20 protein-coding genes are annotated in these 25,255 nt (G+C 56.0%); 14 read left to right on the top strand and 6 right to left on the bottom strand.

The features are described 5' to 3' along the window. The 3 genes from ABJK56_RS03460 to ABJK56_RS03450 form a co-directional block, all read right to left on the bottom strand. On the bottom strand, nucleotides 1–606 hold a 606-nt coding region (locus ABJK56_RS03460), incomplete at its 3' end, for a metallophosphoesterase (RefSeq protein ID WP_347243272.1). 138 nt (nucleotides 607–744) lie between these two features. Then, nucleotides 745–1,236, bottom strand: coding sequence for a phosphohistidine phosphatase SixA (gene sixA, locus ABJK56_RS03455; protein ID WP_347243271.1), 492 nt, complete (start codon nucleotides 1,234–1,236; stop codon nucleotides 745–747). Between the two features lie 148 nt (nucleotides 1,237–1,384). Continuing rightward, a complete protein-coding gene (locus ABJK56_RS03450; protein WP_347243270.1) occupies nucleotides 1,385–2,578 on the bottom strand; it encodes a radical SAM protein in 1,194 nt (397 codons plus the stop codon). Nucleotides 2,579–2,806: 228 nt separating this feature from the next. On the opposite strand from ABJK56_RS03450, the gene ABJK56_RS03445 reads away from it, so the two are divergent. From ABJK56_RS03445 to ABJK56_RS03410, 8 genes are all read left to right on the top strand, one after another. Further along, nucleotides 2,807–4,774, top strand: a complete 1,968-nt coding sequence (locus ABJK56_RS03445; protein WP_347243269.1) for a prenyltransferase/squalene oxidase repeat-containing protein — start codon at nucleotides 2,807–2,809, stop codon at nucleotides 4,772–4,774. Nucleotides 4,775–4,857: 83 nt separating this feature from the next. Then, complete coding sequence (locus tag ABJK56_RS03440) at nucleotides 4,858–6,618, top strand: polyprenyl synthetase family protein (RefSeq protein ID WP_347243268.1); 1,761 nt, start codon at nucleotides 4,858–4,860, stop codon at nucleotides 6,616–6,618. A 74-nt stretch (nucleotides 6,619–6,692) separates the two neighbouring features. After that, on the top strand, nucleotides 6,693–7,649 hold the full coding sequence (locus ABJK56_RS03435; RefSeq protein WP_347243267.1) for a prenyltransferase/squalene oxidase repeat-containing protein: 957 nt from the start codon (nucleotides 6,693–6,695) through the stop codon (nucleotides 7,647–7,649). Between the two features lie 100 nt (nucleotides 7,650–7,749). Continuing rightward, complete coding sequence (gene nadC, locus ABJK56_RS03430; RefSeq protein ID WP_347243266.1) at nucleotides 7,750–8,667, top strand: carboxylating nicotinate-nucleotide diphosphorylase; 918 nt, start codon at nucleotides 7,750–7,752, stop codon at nucleotides 8,665–8,667. Nucleotides 8,668–8,857: 190 nt separating this feature from the next. After that, nucleotides 8,858–10,201: a DegT/DnrJ/EryC1/StrS family aminotransferase gene (locus ABJK56_RS03425; protein ID WP_347243265.1), complete on the top strand. Its 1,344-nt coding sequence runs from the start codon at nucleotides 8,858–8,860 to the stop codon at nucleotides 10,199–10,201. A gap of 109 nt (nucleotides 10,202–10,310) precedes the next feature. Further along, nucleotides 10,311–11,666 carry a DegT/DnrJ/EryC1/StrS family aminotransferase gene (locus ABJK56_RS03420; protein WP_347243264.1) on the top strand — a complete coding sequence of 452 codons (1,356 nt, stop codon included), beginning with the start codon at nucleotides 10,311–10,313 and terminating at the stop codon, nucleotides 11,664–11,666. Nucleotides 11,667–11,753: 87 nt separating this feature from the next. After that, nucleotides 11,754–13,169 (top strand): Gfo/Idh/MocA family oxidoreductase, encoded by a 1,416-nt coding sequence (locus ABJK56_RS03415; protein ID WP_347243263.1) that lies wholly within the window; start codon nucleotides 11,754–11,756, stop codon nucleotides 13,167–13,169. A gap of 84 nt (nucleotides 13,170–13,253) precedes the next feature. Further along, a complete protein-coding gene (locus tag ABJK56_RS03410) occupies nucleotides 13,254–14,552 on the top strand; it encodes a Rid family hydrolase (protein WP_347243262.1) in 1,299 nt (432 codons plus the stop codon). Between the two features lie 67 nt (nucleotides 14,553–14,619). On the opposite strand, the gene ABJK56_RS03405 is transcribed toward ABJK56_RS03410, so the two are convergent. Then, a complete protein-coding gene (locus ABJK56_RS03405; RefSeq protein WP_347243261.1) occupies nucleotides 14,620–16,554 on the bottom strand; it encodes a preprotein translocase subunit SecA in 1,935 nt (644 codons plus the stop codon). A 392-nt stretch (nucleotides 16,555–16,946) separates the two neighbouring features. On the opposite strand from ABJK56_RS03405, the gene ABJK56_RS03400 reads away from it, so the two are divergent. Both ABJK56_RS03400 and ABJK56_RS03395 read left to right on the top strand, forming a co-directional pair. Further along, nucleotides 16,947–17,507: a hypothetical protein gene (locus ABJK56_RS03400; protein ID WP_347243260.1), complete on the top strand. Its 561-nt coding sequence runs from the start codon at nucleotides 16,947–16,949 to the stop codon at nucleotides 17,505–17,507. Between the two features lie 152 nt (nucleotides 17,508–17,659). Beyond that, entirely contained in the window at nucleotides 17,660–18,742 is a 1,083-nt protein-coding gene (locus ABJK56_RS03395) for a hypothetical protein (RefSeq protein WP_347243259.1), read from the top strand. Nucleotides 18,743–18,916: 174 nt separating this feature from the next. Here the strand turns inward: ABJK56_RS03395 and ABJK56_RS03390 are convergent, their stop codons facing one another. Continuing rightward, entirely contained in the window at nucleotides 18,917–19,504 is a 588-nt protein-coding gene (locus tag ABJK56_RS03390) for a hypothetical protein (RefSeq protein ID WP_347243258.1), read from the bottom strand. Between the two features lie 331 nt (nucleotides 19,505–19,835). Next, the gene (locus ABJK56_RS03385) at nucleotides 19,836–20,861 is read right to left on the bottom strand and encodes a sugar phosphate isomerase/epimerase family protein (protein WP_347243257.1); all 1,026 of its coding nucleotides are present in this window, start codon (nucleotides 20,859–20,861) and stop codon (nucleotides 19,836–19,838) included. Between the two features lie 227 nt (nucleotides 20,862–21,088). Here ABJK56_RS03385 and ABJK56_RS03380 point away from each other — a divergent pair, with 227 nt between their 5' ends. The 4 genes from ABJK56_RS03380 to ABJK56_RS03365 all read left to right on the top strand — a co-directional run bounded on the left by ABJK56_RS03380 (nucleotide 21,089) and on the right by ABJK56_RS03365 (nucleotide 25,121). Next, complete coding sequence (locus tag ABJK56_RS03380) at nucleotides 21,089–21,244, top strand: hypothetical protein (protein ID WP_347243256.1); 156 nt, start codon at nucleotides 21,089–21,091, stop codon at nucleotides 21,242–21,244. Nucleotides 21,245–21,259: 15 nt separating this feature from the next. Further along, nucleotides 21,260–22,441 carry a methionine adenosyltransferase gene (gene metK / locus ABJK56_RS03375; RefSeq protein ID WP_347243255.1) on the top strand — a complete coding sequence of 394 codons (1,182 nt, stop codon included), beginning with the start codon at nucleotides 21,260–21,262 and terminating at the stop codon, nucleotides 22,439–22,441. Between the two features lie 188 nt (nucleotides 22,442–22,629). Continuing rightward, nucleotides 22,630–23,544, top strand: a complete 915-nt coding sequence (locus ABJK56_RS03370) for a hypothetical protein (protein WP_347243254.1) — start codon at nucleotides 22,630–22,632, stop codon at nucleotides 23,542–23,544. A 158-nt stretch (nucleotides 23,545–23,702) separates the two neighbouring features. Continuing rightward, entirely contained in the window at nucleotides 23,703–25,121 is a 1,419-nt protein-coding gene (locus ABJK56_RS03365) for a sulfatase-like hydrolase/transferase (RefSeq protein ID WP_347243253.1), read from the top strand. Nucleotides 25,122–25,255: the final 134 nt, after the last annotated feature.

Raw genomic sequence — 25,255 nt, 5'->3', positions numbered from 1 at the left:
CTCCAGAATGTCCAGGGGGCGATGGAAAACGCTCACGTCGAATCCTTGCTTGTCCACGTTTTCAGGGAGGCTGTGAGTCACGACAACACCTCCCGGAATAACGACCCCCAGGGGACACGTCTGGATAAATTCAATGTAAGCTTGACGGACCCGATCGGCAGCGGGACCATACACGTGCTGAATACCCAACCTGAACAAAAAATTGAGCATCTGTTTGTTCTTCTGGATGGGGTAATCGGTCATTTCGGCAAGCTCGTGATTGCCGAGGATGAAATGAACCCGATCCGGATACTGGGTTTTCAATTTCGCCACGTCTTCCAGAACAGTGTGAGACATGCAGCCGCCATCGGGATACGTCAGGCCCCCGTGGCACACTTCCTGGATGACGAGGTGTCGGCTCGGATTCTTGTCCAGAGCGGCGATTCGCCTGATGAGATTGAAATTACGTCGATGCCCGTGCAAATCGCCGGTAATCATCACGTCGGTACCATCTTGCGAGGAGAGCACGATGAGGTTGCCTTGACGGCTAGGCGTCTCCAGATTGGCCTGCGCCGCCTTCTTACACGTGTTGATGATTTGCTCGATATATTCGAAGGTAGCAATCATCCGCGGCGTTCTCCGTGGTCTTAACTGTTCAAGACATGGCCCGTCACACCTGCGGCCTTTGCAGATCATTATCCCCTGGCACAGGTTATGCGAAAAGGCCGACGCTTTTCGGCTTTCCCAGTCCGATGAACGTCCGCGTCAACATTTGAGCAGGCCCGCTGTGACGAGGAAAAGCAGGTGTCCTTCCCCCGGCTTGGGTTGCTCTTTGAACTCAATCGCTGCCACGGAACCCTTGGCGCAGTCGAACGTTCCGCCGCCCACAAGACGACTGATCAGGTCGCCTACATCGGGAGCATGGCCGACCAGGGCGATATTCTGCTTCGCATCGGAAGAGTGCTTTCCCAACCACTCCATCAATTCGTCGAAACTACCCTGCGGAGCCAGGGCCGGGACCGCCTCAACGCACACGGTTTCCCTGGTGGCGGACATGAGAATTTCCGCCGTTTCCACACAGCGCAGGTAGGGGCTGGTACCGATCAAGCCCATTTTGAGGCCCCGTTTCACGAGTCGTCTGGCAAAGCGTCGAAAACGACGCCTTCCTTCTTCGGTGAGGGGCCGCTGACTGTCATCGGGCCATCGCGAGCTGTCAGGTTTTTCCGCCCAGGCATGTCGAACGACGTAAATGATCATGGATGTTTCCCCCTCTCGATGATTATGGCTATCGACACAAGCTCCGGGTGGATTATTCTCGAAAACAGGTGTCAGCCCAGCTGCCGGATACGGTACAAACAGGATACTTTCGTGCCATTATAACGATTATTGGCGCCTACCCGAGGGTTCAGCCGTAGGCTGCCAGGCCGAAGAAGAGGTTTTTTTTGAGCCAGCGATACAGCCAGGTATCTTCAGGGAGCTCGGCCTCGGGCAGATGATGACTGGGGCGCGGTTGAAGCTGGCTGAGTTCATGGTATGCATCCCGGCCGCTTGTATCCCGGGCCTCGTGTTCTCTTAGGAATTGGATCAGGTCTTGAGGGTGCTCAAGAATGACGCAGCCACGAGTGCGGGCGTGGACAAACGCGCGGAAATCTCTGAGGAGACTGTTCTCTCGAATCGTTTGCAAAAGATCGCCACTGTTGTCGCCGATAGTTGCCGTAGCGAAGGAAAGGGGCGGGCACAACTCGATATCCCCGGCCGGGCCAATATGGTAGCCCAGCCCTGCCGCGGCGGGACAAAAAGCACGTCCTGCGGCATCCCAATAGGTGTCGATCAGGATGATCGGACTCTCTCTTCGCAATGCGAGGAGACGCTGGCGGACTGCAGCGATTTGCTCGCGGCTTAGGGCCAGCTCTGGAGTAGGCGACGGTCCGACGGGGCGGTAGATGTAGTACCACAAATAGATGGCCCCCTGCGAATCCGCCCAACGAATGAAGTCGCGGCTTAACACCTCTTCCCAATTAGTCGAGGTCAACGTTGTGGCAATCCCAAACAGAATCCGATGCTTTCTGAGCAGCTTCATCGCGTGGACAACTTGACCGAACACCCCCTCTCCCCGACGAAAATCGTTGGCCGACTGAAAACCGTCAACACTGATCAGCAACGTTGCGTTTCCCACACGAGCGATCTTTCGGACGCTCTCATTCGAAATGAGCATGCCGTTGGTGATAATCTGAAAATAGCAATCCAGGTTGGTTTCCAAGATTGTGACAAGATCCTTATAAAGAAACGGTTCTCCCCCCAGCAAAATGAAGAACCGGTTTCCCTGAGTTTTGGCTGAGTTGATAAACGAGGTGACGTCATTCAATGTCAACTGCCGAGGTTTACCCTGGCTGGTGATCCAGCATCCCCGACATTGGAGATTACACGCATCGGTCAGCGCGATAAAGAAAAAAGGCGGGAAGAATTCCCCTTCGGCCTGCCTTTCGCGAAACTTCCGCAGCGCCGCAAAACCGGGCACGAACCACAATCGCCACGCGTTGTAAAGATTGCGGGGAGAAACTCTCGTCACTGCCCGAAATAACAAACGCGGAACTATCATAGACCCGCTTCCTTTTATTCAGCGGAATGGGATGGCATCACGACACGCCTGTCCACCGGCAGATGTCTCATCTCTGCCGATTATAATACGCTCAATCGGCGTGTACGGAATGGTGCGAGGTAAAAACCCGGTTTGTTTCCTTGGGGCCCAGCGGATGTTTCGTGGCGGTCCTCGAATCGGCCGCAGAGACAAGACCTGCATGCCCGCAAGTAACTGTGGGAATTTGGGATGGCGATGAGTGAAGCGTTGACAGTGGCTCGGATCGAACGAGCGATTCAGACTGTCTGGGATCTTTTGCACGCCAGGCGGTTACCTGAGGGTTTCTGGCGCGGGCATCTGTGTTCTTCCCCGCTGGCTACCGCGACGGCTATCTCCGCTTTGGCAATTTACAGGCAAAACGCGACGGAAGTTAGCGTTCCACCTGTGGACGCGGCCAGTTTAAACAGGGGGATTTCATTGGGCGTTGAATATCTTAAGAAAACCCACCAAAACGACGGGGGTTGGGGGGATACGGAGCGTTCCCGATCCAATGTTGCGACAACCTATCTCGCCGTAGCCGCCATCCACCTGGCTGGTCGATTAGACGACTGTAGGTACATTCTGGCGGAGGCCGAAGCGTATCTCAAATCCCAGGGAGAACTCCGGGGACTGAGAAACCGCTATGGGGCCGACCAGACGTTTGTGGCTCCGATCCTAACCAACTGTGCGATTGCCGGGATTTTTCCCTGGAAAAGCGTCCCTCAACTTCCCTTTGAACTGGCAGTGTTTCCCCAGGCGTTCTACCGATTTCTCAGGATGCCGGTTGTCAGTTACGCAATTCCCGCCTTGGTTGCCGTAGGCCTGGCGCGCCACAAAAAGAATCCAAGTTCGTTCCCGCCGGTTCGGTTGATTCGTGATGCGGTTCAGTCGCGTTGTCTCCGGGTCGCCTCAAAAATGCAGCCAAGCAGCGGGGGCTATCTCGAGGCGATCCCTCTCACGTCATTTGTGCTGATGTGTCTAGCCACAGCAGGCCTCACGAGTCATCCGATTGTAGCCAGGGCGCTGGATTTTTTACTTCGGAATCAGCGGGAAGACGGGAGTTGGCCCGTCGATGTTGACCTTGCAACGTGGTTGACCACACTCACGATGAACGCGGCACATGCCGCTGGGCTGGGAGGAACGTCGTCGGATGTTCCCTTTCTCTCCTTGGTGTCTCTGGACTGGCTTGCGCAGTGCCAATGGCTGGATACACATCCATTCACTGGGGCGGCACCGGGAGGTTGGGGCTGGACGGATCAGACAGGCGCGGTGCCGGACGCCGACGATACCGCCGGAGCCCTGCTGGCGCTGCGTAATTTTTGGCCGGAAATCACGGTTGACCAGAAGGCCCGCCTGTGGCCGCACGTTCTCATCGGGCTGCAGTGGCTGATGGACTTGCAGAATCGGGACGGGGGCTGGCCGACCTTCTGTCGCGGTTGGGGGCGTTTTCCTTTTGATCGGAGCGCCGTTGATCTGACAGCCCATGCTATTCGGGCACTACACGGTTGGAGTAGGGTGTTGGAACACCTGGACGTTCAGGAGCAGGAGCCGCCGCACCTGGATTTTTCGGATCGCTTTTCACCGGCACTCTGCCGTTTGATTGAACGTATTTGGAAGAGGCGAGCTGTCTTCAGGAAACGGATGGTCCAGGCGCTGAACAAGGGAATGCGATTCCTTGTGAATTGTCAAACCGAGGAAGGCTTTTGGTTACCGCTCTGGTTCGGAAACGAGTGGCTGCCTGGTGAGGCCGGTCCAGTTTATGGCACCGCGAAGTGCTTACTTGCTTTTGCAGAACTGGGCGTCCACAATACGGATTGTTGGAGGCGGGCCATTGGATGGTTGGCTGGCAACCAGAATCCTGATGGAAGTTGGGGCCGCGGATTCTGGACCGAAAGTCTGCCCCCACCAGGCCAGGCGAGTTACCGGGATCATTCTGGGTCGGTCGAGGAGACGGCCCTTGCGGTTGCTGCGATGTCTGCCTCCCCAGATAGCGGCGGACTGGAGGCACGGACGCGGGGAGCGACCTGGTTGGTGCAAGCCACGGAAGAAGGAAAGGTGACCCAAGCCACCCCGATCGGTCTGTACTTTGCAAGACTTTGGTACTTTGAAGAGCTTTATCCCCTGATTTTTACGCTGGAAGCACTGGGGCGGTACCGCCAGTCAGCAACCGGTAACTAGGCAGTTCAGCGGGCAGAAACCTCAAAGAACGACGTGATTATCCTTGCTCCGCTCCCAGGCATTTGTGACGAACTGAGGCACGAATGGCAGATCGCGACGATGTGGCAAATGCGCGGATCGAATCGGCAACTCACCAAAATTCCTCAACAATCAAGCTTGTCCCGGTCGACAGAGGGGTACGGGAACTGATCCGCCGAGAAGCGATCAAAGATGCCGGCACCTTCGATCATTCAGTGCCACTGACGCGTTCCCGACTTGAAAGAGCGGCCGAGGCCCTTCTGCATCGACTCGGATTGCCACGAGCCTATCTGGGATGGACCATGGTGGTCCTCGGCTCGGCTTTTTGGCAACCGCAGGTGATGAACGTCCCCTATGAAAGACGTCTTTTGCTGCTACCACATTGCATGCGCAACGCCAGCCTGTGCGCGGCTTCTTATTCCAGAGGAGGTCTGGCGTGTCTCGGTTGCGGGGGATGCAGTTTGGGCTGGCTTGGGGAAATGGCTCGGGCAAAAGGTTACCGAGTCCTCATTGCTGAGGGCTCACCTGTTGTGATGCGGCTGATCCTCAGTGGTGAAGCGGATGCCCTCTTGGGAGTGGCGTGCTTGAATTCCCTGGAGCGTTCTCTGGAACGCATTCTGATGGCGGGAATCCCGTGCATGGCCGTCCCGTTGCTGGTCGATCGTTGTCAGAATACGGCCACCGACGAGGATTGGATTGTCGAAATGATTGAAACGCCCTACGTTCCGCAGACACTGGTTGGCCGGTCGTATCTACCCCTGATGCGACTCGCCGTGCGGATCGTTCGGGACAATGCGGAGGACATTTTGCCGCGGCAGGTGGCAGCGGCTATCCAGGGAAACGGGGCTGAAGATCCTCTGGCGATTACTGAGGACATTGGCTACAGCTATCTCAAAGAGGGGGGCAAGTACTATCGTCCGTTTATCACCCTGGGAGTATACGATGCTGTCGGGGGCGGGAAACTCGCAAAGCTATTGGGCGATACCCCAATCGAGGTCCCGGACTACGTGCGGCGTGTGGCCCTGGCGGTAGAGGTTTTTCACAAGGCTTCTTTAATCCACGATGACATTGAGGACGGCGACCGCTACCGCTACGGGCGGACGACGCTTCACGAGCGCTGGGGAATACCCATTGCGTTGAATGTGGGCGATTACCTGATTGGCCTGGGCTACTCGGCCATTGCATCGATTGACACGCCGGCAGGTGAGACGCCAGGAGGGCTCGTCGCTGACCTGGTGCGAGTGTTTTCTCAGGCCCACGTCGAGCTCTGTTCTGGACAGGGCGCAGAGCTCTGGCTGGCTCGCAACCCATCGGAGCCGGTTCGCGTCCCTCAGATTCTCCGCATTTACGCAATGAAGACAGGGCCGGCGTTCGAAGTCTCTATTCTGGCTGGTCTCCGACTGGCCGGTCCGTTGCCGGAGTGGGTTTGGCAAGTTCGCAAATTTGCGCATGCATTTGGTATCGCGTTTCAAATCCAGAACGACCTCAGCGATTGGGAAGTGCAGGAAGACAACAAAAGATTGCTGGGCACGGATTTGCTTTCCCGGCGGCCGACATTATTTTGGGCACTTGGCTGGCACTTTTGGGGAGCACAATTCGCCGACATGATAGCGTTCCCCCCTGACGCAAGTCAGGATGCGATGCTGGAAAGAATTTACGGAGTTCGCGCGGAATTTGAGCGTCGCGGGGTTTTCGCAGCAGCCGAAAAAATATTTCGGAAAGAAAGAGAGAGGGCTGTGGCCTTGGCGAGTGCGATCCCCCATGACGAGGTTCGCCAATTTCTGGTGTACCTCACGGAGGCCGTCCTCAGAACGGGCCGGGTGTGAATGTCTCATAAACACTTAGTTGCGGATGCCATCGGCTTTTTGGAGAGAGTGAACCTTCGCGCTACGAGTGAGCAATGTTCTTCCACTTGCCAGGGATTCCATTGGGGATTCTGACCGCCATCCAAAGGCTGCCGTCTCCTTTTCTCGTTGTTCATCGGGATTGGCTCGGCCAACAGCAGCAAGACGACGGTGGGTTTCCAGGCCGTAATGGCGGTTCAAGTCTATATTATTCTGCATTTGCCGCTCGACTTCTTGCGTTGATTGGGTGTTCCCACGCCTCACAGTGGCAGCGACTGGCCACTTACTTGAAAAGCCAACTTGGTGACGACGCATCGATAAAGACTCTCGTCGACCTCGATTCTGCCGTGACACTCTGTGCGCTGGCCACGATCTTCGCAGATCAGGATCTGTCCGACCTCGGGACCAGACTCGCAGAGGTCGGTCGATCGCTTCTGAAGTCGTTACAGCGCGAAGATGGAGGTTTTGCCAAGGCGCCTCACAGTGCGGCAGGAAGCACGTATCACACATTTCTCGCCATCATGGCAGCGCATCTGCTGGAGCTTCCTCTCCCCGATCAGGACACATTGTCCCGGTTCTTTGCGAAACGTCAGCGGTCGGATGGGGGGTTCGTAGAGTTGCCGATGTTACGCCACTCGGGCACCAATCCCACGGCCGCGGCGGTGACCGCTCTGGCACAATTAGGACGATTGCAGGCTATCGATCTGGACGGTGTTCATCAATTTTTCGCCTCTGTCCAAAAGCCGGATGGCGGATTTGCCGCGTCAGCACATGTGGGCGAAAGCGATCTTCTTAGCACTTGTTCCGCCCTTATCAGCATGAGTTATTTAAAGGAGAAGGATCTTTCCTTTAACTTGAATCAGACGGAAAACTATTGCCTTTCTTTGGCGAACGCGTCGGGGGGATTCTTCGGGCACCACAGGGATGATCAATGTGATGTGGAATACACTTTCTACGGAATCCTCAGTTTGGCAGCCCTTCAGATGTTGAAACAGCGTGTGATACGTGGATAGAACGTGGGCCAAATCAAGCCTGCCACCATTATCACCACGCTCAGTTGGCGTTTGCCCGGCGAATTGCGTTTGCAGATTCCGGTAAGAGGTGGATTTTGCCATGGAAGATTTCCTGCAGATCAACTGGGGACCAGATTTAGAGACGAGCTGTCGTCAGCTTGTGCGGATGGCGATTGATGAAGATCTGGGAAGTGAAGGCGACATCACCACACTGGGAATCGTTGCTGCCGATGCTCGAGGAGAAGCCCAAATTGTCAGCCGAAGCGACGGCGTTTTGGCTGGCCTTCCAGTGGTTCCCATCGTGTTTGAGGAGTTAGGGTGGCCGTTGAGTTGGCAGCCGCTCCTCCAGGAGGGCGCTGCCATAACGAAAGGCAACGTCGTCGGCAGAATATCCGGTCCCGTGCGTGCGATCCTCGCTGTGGAAAGAATCGTCCTGAATTTTCTGGGAAAATTGTCGGGAATCGCCACTCTCACACGGCAGTATGTGCAAGCAGTGAGTCACACCCAAGCCAAGATTTACGACACGAGGAAGACCACGCCCGGATGGCGATTACTTGAGAAATATGCAGTCCGGTGCGGTGGGGGGCATAATCATCGTTCAGGACTCAATGCCGCAATGCTGATAAAGGATAATCATCTGGCGTGGCTGACAGAATCAGTTCGGGGAAATCGCCTGCTGGCGGCGAAACGCGCCGTGGCGCTGGCCCGGGAGTTCGGCTCTCGATTGGCTCACCGTGTCATTCTCGAGATTGAGGTGGATGACCTGGAGCAGCTTGAGGCGGTGCTCCCCGAACGGCCAGACATCGTGCTCCTCGATAATATGAGTCTGGCCATGCTTTGTGAGGCTGTTGCCATTCGCAACAATTTGGCGCCGGAAGTGGAGCTGGAAGCCTCGGGGGGTATCGATCTGTCCAATGTCCGAATGGTGGCCGAGACAGGCGTAGAAAGGATCAGTGTCGGCGCGCTGACACACAAAGCCGTTTGGCTGGACTTGGGGCTGGATTGGGGCTCTCGGTAACTGGCATGCGTCGAAGTTGGCCCGAAGATGGGCTCCCCACGGGGCGAAAAAATTTCGTGCGGGACTGTTGACAGGGCAAATGGGGCGTCTTACATTGAGTTGCGCGATTCCGGAAAGCTATCCTCACGCACCGAAGCTTTCTGGTCCTGGGGCGTGAAATTGCCAGTTCGTAATGCCGAAGGAGTGAGGAATGTCTCACCACCGCGCCAAATACCGCTTGAACCGCCGTGATTTTGTTCGCCAGGGTTCCTCGGCGGTCGCCTTGGGCATGTTTTTGACTAGCAGGGTTCTTCGCTCGGCAAATGCTGAAGAGAACGTCACACTGGCCATCCAGGGTGGTCCCCGTTCTGTGACCGTCGGGGCTGGAAGCGGCAAGCGCTGGGGGGAACCCGAACTCCGCCAGCTGCAGGAAATGATCGATCAAACCACGTTGTTTTACTGGGGCGGGCCCCAGACCGCACTCCTCAAAAAGCGGTTCCAGGAAGTATGCCCGGTGAAGTATGTGCAGACGTGCTCCTCGGGGACAGCAGCTTTGCACATCGCAGTTGCGTCGGCGGGCATCGGCTTGGGTGATGAGGTCATCACGTCGCCGGTTACCGATATTGGGACGGTCATCGGCGTCATCTATCAGCAAGCTGTGCCCGTATTTGCGGACCTCGGCCCGGCAACCTTCAACCTGGATCCGGCGGACGTGGAAAAGCGAATCACGCCGCGGACCCGGGCAATAATCGCTGTGCATCTGATGGGAAATCCCTGCGATATGGAGGCGCTTCGCCAAATTGCCGACCGCCACAATTTGGTGCTCATTGAGGATTGCTGCCAGGCTTGGGGAGCCAAATATCGGGGCAAGCCCATCGGAACGATTGGGGATTTTGCCTGCTTTTCTCTGCAAAACAGCAAGCACGTCACGTGCGGGGATGGTGGTGTGGTAGGGACAAACAGCGAGCAGTTCGGACCGGATATTCAGCGTTTTGGCGATAAGGGATACGATCGAACTCGCGGCTTGGGGCTGGAGGTGTTCGCCACGAATTACCGGATGAGTGAACCACAGGCGGCTGTCGCTGCTGCACAGCTTACCCGTCTGGAAGGAATCGCAGAGAAAAGATCACGCCTGGGCAACCTCCTCACAGACATTATCAGCGATTGTCCGGGCATTTTGCCGCATCAGGTCCACCCGGAAGATAGGGCCGTCTATTGGTATTACATGTTCCGACTAAAACCGAATGAGTTACGGTGTAATCGATCGCAGTTTGTTCGCGCCCTGCAAGCGGAAGGTGTCCCTGCAATTGGTGGTTATATCGGGAAACCGTTGTATGGAGAGCCGGTTTTCCAGAAACATGCGTTTTTTGCCGGACGATGGCCTGTTAAAGAAATGGGGCTAACAAAGATGGACTACACTCAGCACCACTGCCCCGAGGCGGAGGCCATTTTGGCGACCTGCATTCGTTTGCCTGTGACAGAGTTCATGGAAGAGGAGTACATTCGCCAGATAGGCGCAGCGATCCGCAAGGTGGCAAAGTATTATGCTATTTAAAACTAATGTGTGGTCAAATCGATAGGACTGGCAATTGCCGGGGGGACAAGAGCTCCACATTTTCTCACCAACTGGCTGTTGGTACTCGTTGATGGACGGAGGAGTTGCCATGTTTTTTCAGGAGACGAATCGGCGGAACTTTTTGGTGACCCTCGGCATTCTCGGCGGCGCAGCCATGAGTTCTCGGCTGACGCGGGGGAAGGCCATCGAATCTTCTGCCGAGCGGCTGGCGATTGAAGGCGGAGAACCTGTCAGAAAATCGCTGCTGTCCGCCAGGCCTTATGGCCCTCAGTTCTACGATGATCGCGAAAAGCAAGAACTGATTGAGGTTTTGGAGTCCCGGCAACCGTTCCGCTGGTGGCATGAAAACTCGAAAGTCCTCCAGTTCGAGAAAGCGTATGCAGCGCACCTGGGAGTGAAGTACGCCCTCGGCGTGACCTCGGGTACCACGGCGTTGGTAACGGCCATGGCAGCCCTGGAAGTAGGACCCGGCGATGAAGTGATCCTCCCGGCCTGGACTTGGTATGCCGATTATGACGCGATCGTTCTTGCCGGGGGACTACCGGTGTTCGCTGAAGTGGACGAGTCCTTCAATATTGATCCCACAGATATTGAATCCAAGATCACGCCCCAGACGAAAGCGATCATTGTCTGTCACTTGCAGGGAACCCCAGCAGATCTTGAACCGATTTTGGATATCGCGAAAAAGTATGGCCTGCGCGTGTTGGAGGATTTTGCACAATGTGTTGGCGGTAAGTACAAAGGCCGCTATGTCGGGTCTCTGGGTGACATCGGGATCAATAGCTTCCAATTGAGCAAAACGATCACTTCCGGCGAAGGGGGAGCCGTGGTCACCAACGACGTTGTGCTCTTCGAGCGATCACTCCGCTTTCACGATGTGGGATCCCTTCGATCGCCCTACCAAGAAATGCTCAAGGGGGGAATCGTGGCCCCGTACGCATCGTGTAACTTTCGAATGAGTGAGTTCACAGGGGCGGTGCTCAAAGCGCAACTGGAAAAACTGGAAACCATCTGTTCTCGGTTGAGAGAGAATGCCCGCTTTGTCCGGGAAGGAATTGCCGACCTGCCCGGTATCAAGCTCCGCAAATCCCCAGACATTGACGGAGATATTGGCTACGCTGTCTATCTCGACCTGGGCAATCGCCAGAATCGTGACCGATTCCTCCGGGCATTGCGGGCGGAAGGAATCGCGGCGGTGGGGCCCGCGGGTTCTGTCATCCTCCCGATCGACCGTCGTATCGAAGCGAAGTCCACCGTACATCGGGAATGGCCGTCTTTCAGGACCAAGCGGGCGGGCGAGCTCCGTTACGGTGCTGAGTGCTGCCCCAAAACGATTGACATTATCAATCGCTTCGGTGGCGTGATCATGGACCCGAATTTTACGGAAGACGACTTGAAAGACATTGTGAAGGCCATCCGTAAAGTGTATCTGGCGATGAGTTAGGCATAACCGGGTGGAGATGATAACTCACGCAGCGCTTATTCTCAAAGATTTACTCTAGAAGGTAAGAGGTTGACAAAAGGAGTTATTATGTCGAAACTTTCCCGTCGCCAACTGCTTAAAAAGTCCACCCTGGTCGTTGGATCGGGCTTTGTCCTGGGGATTGTGGGAGGATGTCCCAAGAAGAGTGAAGTTTCCGTTCCAGAAGTTATCCCAAGCTCGGCACAGGGGGCAAATGAACGGATTGGTGTGGGCATCATCGGATGCGGCCGACGCAATGGCCAGCTTGTGATCGGAAAGGGTGGTCAGGGCAAGCCGCCCAAGGAGGCGAAAATCGTCGCGGTAGCGGACGTCAATTTGAAAAGGGCTCATCAGTGGGCCGAAAAATATAAATGTCCTGCATTTCAGGACTATCGCAAATTGCTGGAATTAAAGGAAGTGGAAGTGGTATTTTATGCCACACCCGAACACTCCCATTTCCTTCCCTGCATTCACGCGTGCCAGGCTGGAAAAGATATTTATGGCGAGCAACAGCTGAGCCATACGATCCGTGAAGGTCAGGCCATGGTTCAGGCGGTGCGGAAGTACAAGCGGGTCTTCCAGGTGGGGGAACAACAGCGGTCTCATCCCAAAACACGTCATGCAGTGGAGCTTATTCTCAACGGGCGAATCGGCAAGGTTCACACGGTGATCGGTTATAACTATCCAAGTCCGTGGGACGCCCAGTTTTCGGCGGAAGATGTGCCCCCCGACCTGGATTGGGACCACTGGTGCGGCCAAAACGAGGTTATCCCATTCAATATCAATATCTATCTCTCACGAATTCCCTATAATCGGGAAAATTATCCCGCCGAGCCGGCGGAAAAAGCAGCGGTGGGGCCGGGCTGGATGTCTCTCCGGCCGTATTCCGGCGGCGAATTGGTGAACTGGGGATGCCACGGCTTGAGTATGGTCTTGTGGGGACTGGGAATGGATCACTCTGGGCCCGTGGAAATTTGGGTTGAACCGCCCCAAAAACTGGAAAAACTTGTTTACACAAAGCCTGAAGATCGCAAGCGGGGCGACACTTTGATGAGTCAGAGCATTATTCACTATCGGTTCCCAAATGATGTCATTTTGAAGCTGGAAAGTACAGACGAGCGCCTGGGCGGAGGGGGAACGTTCATCGGTGATAAGGGAAAAATCACTATCTTCCGGGGCGGATACGAGTGTGACCCACCAGACCTAGATAAAGATCCTCTTCCGTCAAATGCCGTTCGCGTCTATGAAAGCGACAATCATATGGAGAATTTCTTCGAATGCGTTAAAACGCGTAAGGACCCAATCGCCAATGTGGAAGTGGCACATCGAATTGCCACTCTCTGCCATCTGGGGAATATTGCAAGATGGCTTGGTCGTCGTCTGAAGTGGGATCCGGAAAAAGAAATCTTTCCGGGAGACGACGAAGCAAACCAGTATCTCGACTGTCCCAAACGAAAGGGCTATGAAATTCCGGAACAGATTTGAAAAGTGGTGTCGGCTGACTTCAGAACAAATTTTTGAACTCTAAACAGAACAGCAGTATATTCTGAATATTCCGGGTGATACTCCATGAGGCAGTTAACCAAAGCGATACAACCGCTCGCGTGCGTGGCCTTTCTGGGGGGAATTGCAGTCCTGGCAGGCTGTCCGCGTTCTGCACCCCCTGGAAAAGAAGGCGGGGAAACAAAGACGACGAGGTCGGAAACGCTCGCACCCGAAGCAAGCGCGGCGCAGGGTGGTCTGGTCTCGGAAAACCGTATCCTCGAACATGTCCGCATCTCGGAAACAGGACCCGCATGGTCGGTGACCCGCATTCAGGGGTGTCCCCTGGTACTGACGCGGCAAGTTTTTGGCCCGGTCGATGGAGATGACCGATCTCAAATTGCGGGCGCCTGGCAGCAATTAACGGGTATTTTAACCAAAGCCCACTGTAACGCCGATCGGATCGTTCGGCTCAACGTCGCAGCCTCGAATGAGGAAACGCTGGCAGCTACTTTTCAATTTCTTGAGAAAGTATTCCGCCCGGGATTGGAGCCGGCAGTGACGTATGTCGTGACTCCGTTACCTGCGAAAGGCGTCAAAATTGGTCTGGATGCGGTCGCTGTGCCCGGGGGAGACGTCAATGCGGTCAATCGCTGGCAATCCGAAAATCCCGATGGCTTGAACCGCGTCGATGCGATTGTCGCTCCGGCGGGAGGACTCGTGTTTTTTAGCGGGCAACCAGATAAAAGTCCCCTGCCCCAGGCGGCGGCTAATGCACTGCGCGGTTTATTGGAGACGGCCCAAGCACTGCAAATTTCGGAAGGGGACATTCTTCAGCTACGGGTGTTCGTTCAGCCGGCAAGTAAAGCGGCCCAAGTATTTCAAGAGATCGAAAAGGCCTTTTCGGGAAAGTCGATTCCGCCTGTGGTTTACACGGAGTGGGTGGCATCCGCTCCGGTAGAGATCGAAATGGTGGCAAGGCTTCCCGAAAAAGCGGTGGAGGGGACGGCCCCGCTGCGGTTTTACAATCCTCCTGGCGTGAAGCCCTCCCCCACGTTCACTCGCGTCGTTTTTGTGCAGACAGATCGTCTCATTTTCCTTCCTGGTCTTGTTTCCCAGGAAACAGGGGCCGCAGACGTCCAGGCAGCCGACGTCTTTAAACAGCTAGGCGACATTCTCACTGCGCAGGGAAGCGACTGGCAGCATCTTGTCAAAGCGACCTACTTTGTTACAGACAAGGATGCGAGTGCCGCAATCGATGCAATTCGGCCGAAGTTTTTTGCGTCCGATCGGCCACCGGCGGCCTCGAAGGTGACTGTGCATAGTGTGGGGTGGAAGGATCGGTCGCTGAGCGTGGATGTGATCGCCGTGCCGGTACACCCGTAGAGGCAGGTTCTATGTCAACGGAAGTCGCGAGGTCAGGAAGTTTTCGAGGCATCCACGGCCTCGCTTTTCACCCTGGCGTGTCCAGGTAAGGGTCCTGGCCCATTTGACGCTGCATCTTTTTCCGTTCCCTTTCAAAATGCATCAGGGCACGCCGCTCGCGGAAGTGTCGTCGCTCGATTATTTTCTGGGCTTTGCGAAAAATCGGGGCGTATTCGTTGAACAGCCCTGGACGACTTTTTCCGATTTCCGCGTACTTTTTTGCCTTCTTGGCGCCGAAGGCTTTGAGCAACAGTTCGTCATCGAGTGCCAGGAACTGGCGAAACGTACCGGGATCTCCCTGCCGGCCGCAGCGACCGCGGAGTTGCCAATCAATGCGGGCTGCATCGTGCATCTCCGTGCAGATGACATGGAGACCACCGAGTTCCGCAACGCCGGGGCCAAGACGGATGTCGGTGCCGCGTCCGGCCATGTTCGTGGAGACCGTCACTCGCCCTTTCTGCCCCGCCTGAGCCACGATTTTGGCCTCCTCTTCAATGTGATGGGCGTTGAGAACCTGATGCTCGATACCCCTCTCTGTGAGCAAACGGGACAGGTATTCCGACTTGTCGATGGAACGAGTTCCCACCAGCACCGGACGTCCCTGGGCGTGCATTTCGCAAATTTCTTCGACCACGGCCTGCCACTTCGCTTCCTGAGTCCCAAAGACAAGATCCGGCAACCGTTTGCGGATCACGGGGCGATTGGTGGGAATCACGATCACCGGGCATTTGTAGATTTTTCGAAGCTCCCACGCCGAGTCTCGGGCGGTTCCCGTCATCCCTGCAAGATGACGGTAACGCAGGAAAAAGTCCTGAATAGTGATTCGCGCGGCCTGCCCGGTAGCGATTGTCACCTCCACACCCTCTTTCGCCTCCACTGCCTGGTGAATACCGTCCCGCCATTTCCGACCCTCGGCAAGACGGCCGGTGAATTCATCGACGATCACGATTTCCCCATCTTTCACCACATATTCACGGTCGCGCACGAAATCCCGTGCCACCTTGATAGCCCGTTCCACGTACTCGTAGATGTGAAACATTCCCACCGACGCCATGATTTCAGGCTTCGGGAGTGCCCGCGCTTTCCGCCGCCCTTCCCGGGTCAGCTCCACCGTTTTCTTTTCGTGATCGTACTCGTAGTCCACGTCTTCAATGAACTGGTCGGCCACCTTGGCAGCCCACTTGTAGCACTCGACGGCCAGTTTCTCTTCTTCTGTGGGTAAAGCGCTGATGATGAGCGGCGTGCGGGCTTCGTCAATAAGGATGCTGTCGGCTTCGTCCACAAGGGCGAAGAATGGTTCGCGCTGGACTGGTTTTTCGCCAAGCTCCGCTCCGTTGTCACCAAGCATGGCCCCGATGACATCTGTTTGCCCTTCACGGATGCGACGTAAAAGAAGACGGTCCCGCAGAAAATCGAAGCCGAACTCTTTGGCGGTCCCGTAGGTCACGTCGGCAGCGTAGGCCTTACGCCGTTCATTCTGGGACATCTGCGTTTGGATCACGCCGACGGTAAGCCCGAGCAGTTCGTAAATGGGGCCCATCCATTCGGCGTCGCGTTTTGCCAAATAATCATTAACCGTGGCCAGGTGACAGCCGCGCCCAGCAAGGGCGTAAAGGTACATCGGGAGCGTCGCCGTGAGGGTTTTCCCTTCCCCGGTTTGCATCTCCACGATGGCGTGGTGAAACATTGCGATCCCACCGAGGATCTGGACGTCGAAATGCCGCATGTTGAGTTTCCGCCGCCCAGCCTCTCTCACCAGGGCGTACGCTTCCACCAGCAACCGGGAAAGCGGCTCCCCACTCCTTGCCCGATACCGCAAGGCCAGACTCTTCTTGCGGATCTCAGAATCCGAGAGTTGCTGAAGTTCCGGTTCCAGGGCAGAAATTTTCTGGAGGAGCGGTTTCCAGCGGGCAATCCATACGCTGGAGGGAATCGGAAGTTTTGCTGCCAGCGAACCTGCCATGGGGTAAGTCTTCTCTCCCGGAAGAAGATGTTTTAGTCAGCAAAAAGTGAGGGAGCTGCCGTCTGGAGACGGGGCATTCTCATTTTCAAAATTATAAGCCGCAGGAACTTTGCGACATGACGCGGGGACTCCAAGAGACCTCAAAATGGACGGCGCTCGGTGTTTTAACGACTGGAACGATGATAACTGCTCAATCGGGGAGGATCATGATCCCTAAAGTCGGGGTGTTCCGAAGCGACTCTCTCTTCCCAGCACCACCGCACGCGGATTTACACACTACAGTTTTAATAGAAAGTAGACAGGCTGCGCGTTAGACGAAGAGTTGCCGTCCAGGGTAAATAGCGCGTCCAGGAGAAACTGATCGAACTGATAACGAGTCGAGGCCGTCCATCATGCCCGCCACCATGAAAAACGTCCGCAAAAAGCTTTTCGTTGATCCGCAGGTTCAGGGACAGCTCGTGGGGCGCGTCTGTCTATACTGGGTGATGTGCCTTCTGACTGTCACTTTTATGGTCATCTGTTATCGGATTCTCACCGGCCCGGCCCGGCCTTTTGTCTGGCACTTCGAGGAGCTCCGTGTTTACCTGGGACCGGCGCTGGTGGCTTCTTTGCTGATTCTGCCTTTGGTGGTTGTCGATGTGATTCGGGTCAGCAACCGGTTCGCCGGTCCCCTCGTACGTCTTCGGCGTTCCCTTCGCGCAGCGGCAAAAGGCGAGCCCGTCGAGCCGATCCGTTTCCGCCAGGGCGACTTCTGGCAGGAGTTTGCCGACGAGTTTAATGCACTGTTGCAAAGAGTGAAAACCCTGGAGGAGAAAGCGACTTCGGGCGAGGCACGAATTCAGCCATCGCACTCAGAAAGCGTGGAGCCGCCAGTGCCACCCGTAAACCTGCTGTCTGTTCCAGAGACGACCGTAGCCTCTGCTCCTCTTCCGCAGCCTGCCGATTTTGGTTGATTTTCGTCCCCTCAGAAGTCCGACCTCCGAAACCACTGACTTGGTGGGCGTTTTGGGGACCTTTATAATAAAGCGGGCAATGACAAGGCGGCATAGCACCGCAGGATGACGCCGCGCAGACGCCGCCCGCCGCAATGAGGAGGGGTAACATCATGTCTGCGCGTTCTGAAATCATCCGGCTAAGTCTATTCCTGGCGGGTCTCATTTGCGGGGTGGTCCCTCTTCAGGCTGCCGACAATTGGCATGCAACTCGTTCGGGCGTGGACCATCGTTTCCCGGGAACCTCTCTGGAAGTCGATCGCATCCATCGCGGGTGCCAGAGCAGGCATGCATTCGTGGGGATCGGCGTGCAGCGTTGCGAGAGGTGTGGAGTAGCTCGGTCGGAGCTTGTTTTATCGTACCGAGTCAATCAGTACGGCTGCGAGAGTGACGTTTTCTACTGGGTTGGTCCGCCTGTGTGTGGCCAATGGATTGCACCGGTTCCTTGGTATTATTCTGTATGCCTTCCATGTAGTGTTTATCCGCCCGTCTTCGTGGTCCCGCCGGTGCTTTATTATGATCCGGCGGCTCCTATCCTACGGGACCTAGGAGTCCTGCGTTCCACGATGCCCGGGGCAGTGCTGAATGGACCGGGGGACATGCGATGGGCCGAGACAGGTTTTGATGAACGTCGACCTGGCAAACCGGCGACCTCCGATTCTTCTCCTCAGGAAGCCGCGCGGAGGGACCAACTGGAGCGGCCCCCTACCCTGCTGCCCGTTCGTGTTACCAACAGTCGGCAACGTCAGTTAGCGCAACGATTCATTGAGTTGGGGGATAAGTTGTTCCGCGAGGGGCAATTTCGGGCAGCATACTTCCAGTACCGGGAGGCGGAAAAAGCGGCCCCGGACGTGGCAGACACGTACTTTCGCCAGGCTTTTGCCCTCATTGCAACGCGGCAGTATCCGATGGCTTTCGATGCCCTGAAAAAGGGGCTGTCACTGGATGAACAATGGCCGACGCGCGGATTTCGCCTAGCAATGCTCTACGGAGGCCGCGACCTCGATGCGAGGCATCATCGCGCGGACTTGGCATTGGTCATTGAACAGAGCCCTACAAACGCCGAGTTCCTCTTCCTCTTGGCCGTCCATCTGTACTGTGACGATCGAGTGATTGAGGCCAAGGAATTCTTCCGGCAGGCACGAACGTCATCCTCCGTGGCTCCGCTGGTGAGCTTGTTTCCGGGAGTGGACTGAATTGTAAGGCCCGCAACATCAGTCCCCTCGGACGAGGCTGTGGGGCAAGTTTGCGGCGGCTAGGGCGTTCCGGAAAACCAGGGTACCACGACGCACATCGCTGGTGATTAGCACGCAGTCTGGAACCTTTTTGCTTGGTCACCTGAGAGATAGGGGTTGCAGTGGGCAATGACATCAGTCCCCGCTGCTTTCCGCCGCAAACCTGGCAGCCACAATTTCCCGAGGAGAGTCATGTAGGCCAGGCGCCGACTCCTCGGCTGGTCTTCTGGCCGCAACGAAAAACAGCCCTGCCGTAATGAGTCCCATGCCCAGAACGAAGATCGGAATGCCCCAGTAAACGAGATTCAGTTCGGATAGAGTCATTCCCCAGCCGACAACTGTTCCACCGCAGACGGCACTGCCCAGTCCAAGAAGAAATACCGTCCAACGGTAATCTGTCCCCTCCGTGTTCTTTTTGAGATAGGCTGAAGAAGGGTTTTCCTTTTGCAGGACTGGCCCATCGGGTTGGGCGTGGGGACCGTCAATCCGCAGAAGCTGGGAGGCTGGCGCAGAATCAATCAGATGGCCCTGTATAGAAAGCTCGAATTCCGCCAGCGCTAGCTCCTCTTCAATTCGCGAGATGTTCCCTGGAAATTTGGTTTCCCCGAGAGTTTTGCGATTTGTAGGTTCAGGATTCCCACAGGGGCCGGCCTGTTGAAACGGCGGTCTCCCAAGGGGCGAAATCGCTTTCGGGACTGTGAGTTTGTCGCTGGTTTCTGGCATTTCAATGCGGGGACGGATATCAATAGTTTATTCAAATGGAGAACGAGTCCATAATACGCCCCCAATGAATCCTTTCTTGGCATCGTTGTAAGACTGTAAAAACTTTAGCGAATATGAGGGTTTTTCTGAATGTAAGGACCGCACCGGTGGCGTATCCTTGATCTTCGCAAAAACGGCCGAAAGGATCTGGACTTCCAGGAAGGGCAAGAAAATGATCCGGCTGGCCATACAGCCGTGCGTACAAACTTTCCCTCCGTTAGCGTATGCCCATTGCAGCCACCGCGGAGGTTGTGGCAAGCGGCGGGCAACAGGACGGCTAAGGGCCAGACTGTCAAACTAGTTCAGCCTGCTTTTCCCGCAGAAAAGCCACTTCCTGAGAAACTGTTTTCGCCGCCTCTTCCGCCGAAAGTCGTCCCAGCATTTCATTCTCGATACACAGGTCGTTGCTGTAGTTGGCTTTCTTAAGGATGGCCAGAACCCTGCCGAAGTCGATGTCTCCCTGATAGATCGGGCAGTGGTACTTCGAATATTCCCAGCCCATGGGACGCTGTTTTTCCCGCTCTTCGGCCGGGTAATTGATACTTTTGCAGTGAGTATGAAAAACCCGGGGTGCGAAGTGTTCATAGATTTCGTAAAGGTGGCTGAGCGGGTGGCCAAACCAGTAGAAATTCCCTGTGTCAAGCGTCAAACCCAGCCGCGGCGAGCCAACCCGGCTGAAAAGAGCGTCCAGAAACTCTGGATTGTTGGTGGTATTCCCGTGGTTCTCAATGGCGAAGCGAATTCCCGTCTTCTCGGTGGCTGCGATGACTTTGCGAAGTATTTCCGCGGCGAAAGGCAAAAACTCTTCGCGCGGGATCTTCCGGGGCACGACATCGATACGGATCGCCGGAACACCCAGGTCGGAGGCCGCCTCGGCAACCCGAGAACACCACTCCACTTCGAACTCAGGACGTTCGTCCAAGCGATTGTGCATGCAGAAGGCGGTGATTTTCTTGCCAGCCTTCTCCAGGGCAGCACGAAGCCGGTCCCGGTCCTCTCGTGAACTCACACTGAAGGGAGAAACGTCACCATAAAGATTTGGCAAAGTGAGATCATCAGTGATGTCCGACTCGACGCCATCCACGCCATACAGCGTCATGGCTTCCCAGCAGTGGGCTGCTCCGGAGCGCCGTAACATGGCGTCCCGGCAGGTAACAGGCCAGAGGGTTGCTTTTCCCTGAGCTGCCCTTAGGGCCGAGATTATAGCAAATACCGGCCGAGGACCGGAGGCGGCAGTTCCGGCCGCGAGGGCGATCCCGAATCCCAAAAAGTTCCGCCGATTGACCGGCAGGTTGTGGCGAACGTCTGAGGTGTCCATGAAGTTACTCCCTGTTCTGTGGAATTGCATGCTGACTCGCTGTATGTCGAAACGAATCGGCACGAAAAATGATAACTTTCTGAGGCAATACTTTCAAACACTGGTGAGCCCATAAAAACGCGGTACATCCGCGACCGTTGCAAGTTTCCCGGGTTGTGAACCGGGGATGCCCTTTTGAAGATGGACCAGGTTGCTCGGATTCCGTTTGACGAGTAATCGGCGGCAAGATGAGTGCAAACCGGAGCCCGACGGAGTGGTTCTTGCTCTTGGCCAATCCCCCGGCCTATAATCGGGAGTTCGTTCGGGAAGATTGCTTTCACGCCCGACGCATGGGATACGGCCAGTGTTCGGTGGTCTCATGGCTATTGCTGGATTTTGCTTGAGAGGAGGTCAGTCCTGTGGTTAAAGGCCGGTATTTGTTCACCAGTGAGTCTGTGAGCATGGGGCACCCCGACAAATTGGCGGACCAGATTTCCGATGGTATTCTCGACGCGCTGATAGCGGAGGATCCAAAAAGTCGCGTTGCCTGTGAAACGCTCGTGGCCACGGGACTTGCCATGGTGGCAGGCGAGATCACCACGCAGGCGGCCGTGAATTATTCCGATGTTGTGCGAAATGTTATTCGAGAGGTGGGCTACACCAGCGATAGCATGGGGTTTAATTACGAAACCTGTGCTGTCTTGGTGTCGCTGCGGCGGCAGAGCCCGGATATCGCCATGGGGGTCGATCCAGACGCTTCTCGCGGGAAACCGATTGGAGCTGGTGATCAGGGCATGATGTTCGGCTATGCGATCAACCATACCCCGGAACTCATGCCACTGCCCATTTCCCTAGCGCATCGGATTCTGGAGCGTTTGACGGCCTTACGGCAACAGAAGGTGGTGGACTGGTTGCGACCGGACAGCAAGAGCCAGGTGACCATCGAGTTCGATGGGTCCACGCCCATCCGGGTGGATACCGTCGTCGTTTCCACCCAGCATGCGCCCGATGTGACTCAGAAAGAAATTCGCGATTTTGTAATCGAAAAGGTGGTGGAGCCCATTTTGCCCCGCGAATTGGTGAACGGGGAGATTAGGTACTACGTGAACCCCACCGGCAAGTTCGTTACAGGGGGGCCTCACGGCGACACGGGGGTGACCGGGAGGAAGATCATCGTTGATACGTACGGTGGTTGGGCCCGGCACGGAGGTGGAGCTTTCAGTGGCAAAGATCCTACCAAGGTTGACCGCAGTGCGGCGTACATGGCTCGTCACATTGCCAAGAACATAGTGGCCGCGGGTTTGGCCGAGCGCTGCGAGGTTCAGCTTGCTTACGCCATCGGGGTGGCGGATCCGGTCAGCATCTACGTGGATACGGATGGGACGGGGAAGGTTGATGAGACCCTCTTGTGTCAGGCCGTTCGCGAGGTGTTCCCGTTGACACCAGGAGGCATCATTGAGTACCTGGATTTGCTTCGGCCCATTTATCGCAAGACAGCCGCTGGCGGCCATTTTGGGCGCGAGCTTCCCGAATTCACCTGGGAGAAGACTCACCGCACGGCCGACCTCCTCGATGCTGTGGGACATGTCTCTGTTAAATGACCGCTTCATGGTTTCAGACGGTGCCATCGGCCGAGGTCTCTTTGGCCCGCGGAGGTAGGCTTCGGAAGCCTCTGGAGGACCAAAGTGGTGCGGTTGCGAAAGGCAGATCGCCATCAGGATGCGACCCATCCATAAATAAAAGGGAGCTAGTAGCTTTCGAGTGGGCGAGCGGTGCCCTGGCCGGCTCCTTGGCCATTCTGGCACTTACGGTGTTCTCCGTTATCCTTTACGCAGGGAACGGGCGATGGGCGTCCGGTATCGCCGAGATTTTGCTGCTCGTCGTCGTTCTCCTGGCCGCTGCTCATTATGTTGTGTGGATGGCTGCGGGAAGGATGATGCCCTGCCGCCCCGGGGGCCTGCTCGCAGCAAGGGGCGCGATGGTGCTGTGTTCGGGGACGGCGTTGGCTGGTGGCCTCGTCATAGCCTTTCAGGAATTGGTAGCAGAGCGAAATCCAGGATGGGGACTGCTGTCTGTCCTCCTCGTTCTCGTGGCAGTCACGTCGGTCTACATGGGTTGGATTTTGGGGTTGAGACTGAGGACTCGGTCTTCGATCGCCACGGTGCTCGGAAAGTGGCAGTGTGTGCGACAACTGTGGCCGGGTTCGTCCTCTGACTTGCAGCAAAAACGGAAGATTGGAACGTCGACGTGCTCGATCCATCGGGAATTTGCTGCTCTTAGAAAACTTTTGGGCGACGTTCGCCCCGCGTTGCGCCAGGGAGCTGGTGGCGGACGCCAGCTATGGGGGAGTGCCGGCCGCCGGGGTGGCAAGTTCCGGGTAACGGCGAAGGGCACAGGGAGGATCATTTTCAAAGCCTGGAGAGCCGTTGGACAGCGAAAAGAAAGCTGGGAGTCCCATCACTTTGTCAAGCTAAAGGATCGCGAGCGCGTCCGGTTTGTCCACTGCGTCTTCGACCCACCGTTTGAACAGCTTCCCCAGGTTGTTGCTGAGGTCGTCTGGCCCAACGATGTTCGAGCGCGGGTTCTGCGAAGCTATCCCTACGGAGCACGCGTCGAACTGCGACGCAGTGTTGCTGGGCCAGCCACAACGGTGCATCTTCGGGTTCGGGCGGTGACTCAGCACCGCACCCAGGCAACAGTGTGATTTTTTGGGGCAAACTGCGTCGTCGATTTTGTCACTGTCGCGCTGTGAAATTGGGGGACCGTGCGCGCAAAAATCTCCAGCGCATTCTATAATGGGCGCGGCTCGAGTGGGGTGTAAGTTCGGATCAGCTCATCGGCAAGGCGATCGGGAGACGTGAAATGCTGCGACCTGGGTGTCCATCACAAGGGTTCCTGACGGTGGCTGTCCTCATCACCGTAGGAGTGGCTGCACAGCACGTCGTAGCTCAGGGCGGAGCAGCAGCACGGCCAAACATCATCGTGATCCTGGCTGACGACCTCGGGTATGAAACAATTGGCGCGAATGGTGGAACGTCCTACCGCACTCCACGGCTGGATGCGTTAGCCGCCACCGGCGTCCGATTCGAGCGTTGCTACGTCCAGCCATTGTGCACGCCTACCCGTGTGCAGCTTATGACGGGCCGGTCCAATGCCCGCAATTATCTCCGGTTCGGGGTTATTGATCCGGACGTGACCACGTTTGCCCACCTTTTCGAACGGGTCGGATACGCGACGGCAATCGTTGGCAAATGGCAATTAGGCCAAGAGCCGCACTTACCACGACGGCTCGGCTTTCAGGAGTATTATCTCTGGCAGCACATGCGACGGCCTCCGAGGTACGCCAACCCAGGTCTGGAGATCATGGGGGTGGAACGGGATTATACCAACGGCGAGTACGGGCCGGACCTGCTCCATCAGTTTGCGTGTGATTTCATTAGCCGTCATAAAAACCAGCCATTTCTCCTCTATTATCCCATGACCCTCACTCATGCCCCGTATCAACCGACCCCTGACAGCCCGGATTGGGATCCGCATGCCGTAGGGGAAAACGTGAATCGTCATCCACGCCACTTTGGAGAGATGGTCGAGTATATGGACAAGTTAATTGGAAAGCTGGTGGATCATTTGGAGTCGCTGGGTCTGCGCAACCGCACCCTCATCGTCTTCCTGGGTGACAACGGGACCGGTGGGGGAATCCGCTCGAAAATGGGGGATCGGGAGATTGTGGGGGGCAAAGGGCGGACTACCGATGCTGGCATGCATGTGCCTCTGATTGTCAACGGGCCGGGGCTAATTCAATCGGGTAGGGTATGCGGTGATCTTATCGACAGCACGGATATTCTCCCCACTATTTGCGAGGCGGCTGGCATCCCTATTCCCCCTGATCTGGTTCTGGACGGGCAAAGCTTCTGGCCTCAGTTGTGCGGCAGGCCCGGTAAACCGCGGGAATGGATCTACTGCTGGTATTCACCTCGACAAAGCAACGATCTGAGGGCGACTGAGTTTGCCTTCAACAAACAGTTCAAACTATATAAAGACGGGCGTTTCTTTGACATTATCAGTGATCCGGACGAGAAATCGCCGTTGAACATCAATGATCTCCCTGCGGAGGCTGCACGGTCCTACCAGGTACTGCTCTCCGTTTTAAAAAGCCACGAAGGAATCCGCCCGCCTGAGCTTGACGAAAAAGTGAAAGCGGAGTTTTCGGGGCCGGACAATGTGCGGCCAAGGCGGGGCCAGGGACAGCAGAAACCCCGTCCAAGTCGGGCGGTGGAATGAATAGTCAGGCGTCTAAGTGAGCAGAAAGATAGATTGGACGTGAATAGTAAACAAAATAATCGGCACTTTTAAATACATAGCAGATTTGCCGTGGCGGAGCCTTTTTTATGGCCGTCCAATCTGTTCGGCTGTTT

The sequence above is a fragment of the Thermogutta sp. genome (assembly GCF_039793925.1).
In the GTDB taxonomy this organism is placed as follows: domain Bacteria; phylum Planctomycetota; class Planctomycetia; order Pirellulales; family Thermoguttaceae; genus Thermogutta.
Note: the sequence above shows the minus strand (reverse complement) of the source record. Positions and strands in the feature narration are given on the sequence as shown.

Coding starts and splice junctions, on each gene's coding strand:
- ABJK56_RS03415 (WP_347243263.1), top strand. CDS start 11,754: ATGTCGAAACTTTCCCGTCGCCAACTGCTTAAAAAGTCCACCCTGGTC.
- ABJK56_RS03445 (WP_347243269.1), top strand. CDS start 2,807: ATGGCGATGAGTGAAGCGTTGACAGTGGCTCGGATCGAACGAGCGATT.
- ABJK56_RS03405 (WP_347243261.1), bottom strand. CDS start 16,554: ATGGCAGGTTCGCTGGCAGCAAAACTTCCGATTCCCTCCAGCGTATGG.
- ABJK56_RS03435 (WP_347243267.1), top strand. CDS start 6,693: ATGTTCTTCCACTTGCCAGGGATTCCATTGGGGATTCTGACCGCCATC.
- ABJK56_RS03390 (WP_347243258.1), bottom strand. CDS start 19,504: ATGCCAGAAACCAGCGACAAACTCACAGTCCCGAAAGCGATTTCGCCC.
- ABJK56_RS03425 (WP_347243265.1), top strand. CDS start 8,858: ATGTCTCACCACCGCGCCAAATACCGCTTGAACCGCCGTGATTTTGTT.
- ABJK56_RS03380 (WP_347243256.1), top strand. CDS start 21,089: ATGAGTGCAAACCGGAGCCCGACGGAGTGGTTCTTGCTCTTGGCCAAT.
- ABJK56_RS03395 (WP_347243259.1), top strand. CDS start 17,660: ATGTCTGCGCGTTCTGAAATCATCCGGCTAAGTCTATTCCTGGCGGGT.
- sixA (WP_347243271.1), bottom strand. CDS start 1,236: ATGATCATTTACGTCGTTCGACATGCCTGGGCGGAAAAACCTGACAGC.
- ABJK56_RS03420 (WP_347243264.1), top strand. CDS start 10,311: ATGTTTTTTCAGGAGACGAATCGGCGGAACTTTTTGGTGACCCTCGGC.
- ABJK56_RS03410 (WP_347243262.1), top strand. CDS start 13,254: ATGAGGCAGTTAACCAAAGCGATACAACCGCTCGCGTGCGTGGCCTTT.
- nadC (WP_347243266.1), top strand. CDS start 7,750: ATGGAAGATTTCCTGCAGATCAACTGGGGACCAGATTTAGAGACGAGC.
- ABJK56_RS03400 (WP_347243260.1), top strand. CDS start 16,947: ATGCCCGCCACCATGAAAAACGTCCGCAAAAAGCTTTTCGTTGATCCG.
- ABJK56_RS03450 (WP_347243270.1), bottom strand. CDS start 2,578: ATGATAGTTCCGCGTTTGTTATTTCGGGCAGTGACGAGAGTTTCTCCC.
- ABJK56_RS03440 (WP_347243268.1), top strand. CDS start 4,858: ATGGCAGATCGCGACGATGTGGCAAATGCGCGGATCGAATCGGCAACT.
- ABJK56_RS03385 (WP_347243257.1), bottom strand. CDS start 20,861: ATGGACACCTCAGACGTTCGCCACAACCTGCCGGTCAATCGGCGGAAC.
- ABJK56_RS03365 (WP_347243253.1), top strand. CDS start 23,703: ATGCTGCGACCTGGGTGTCCATCACAAGGGTTCCTGACGGTGGCTGTC.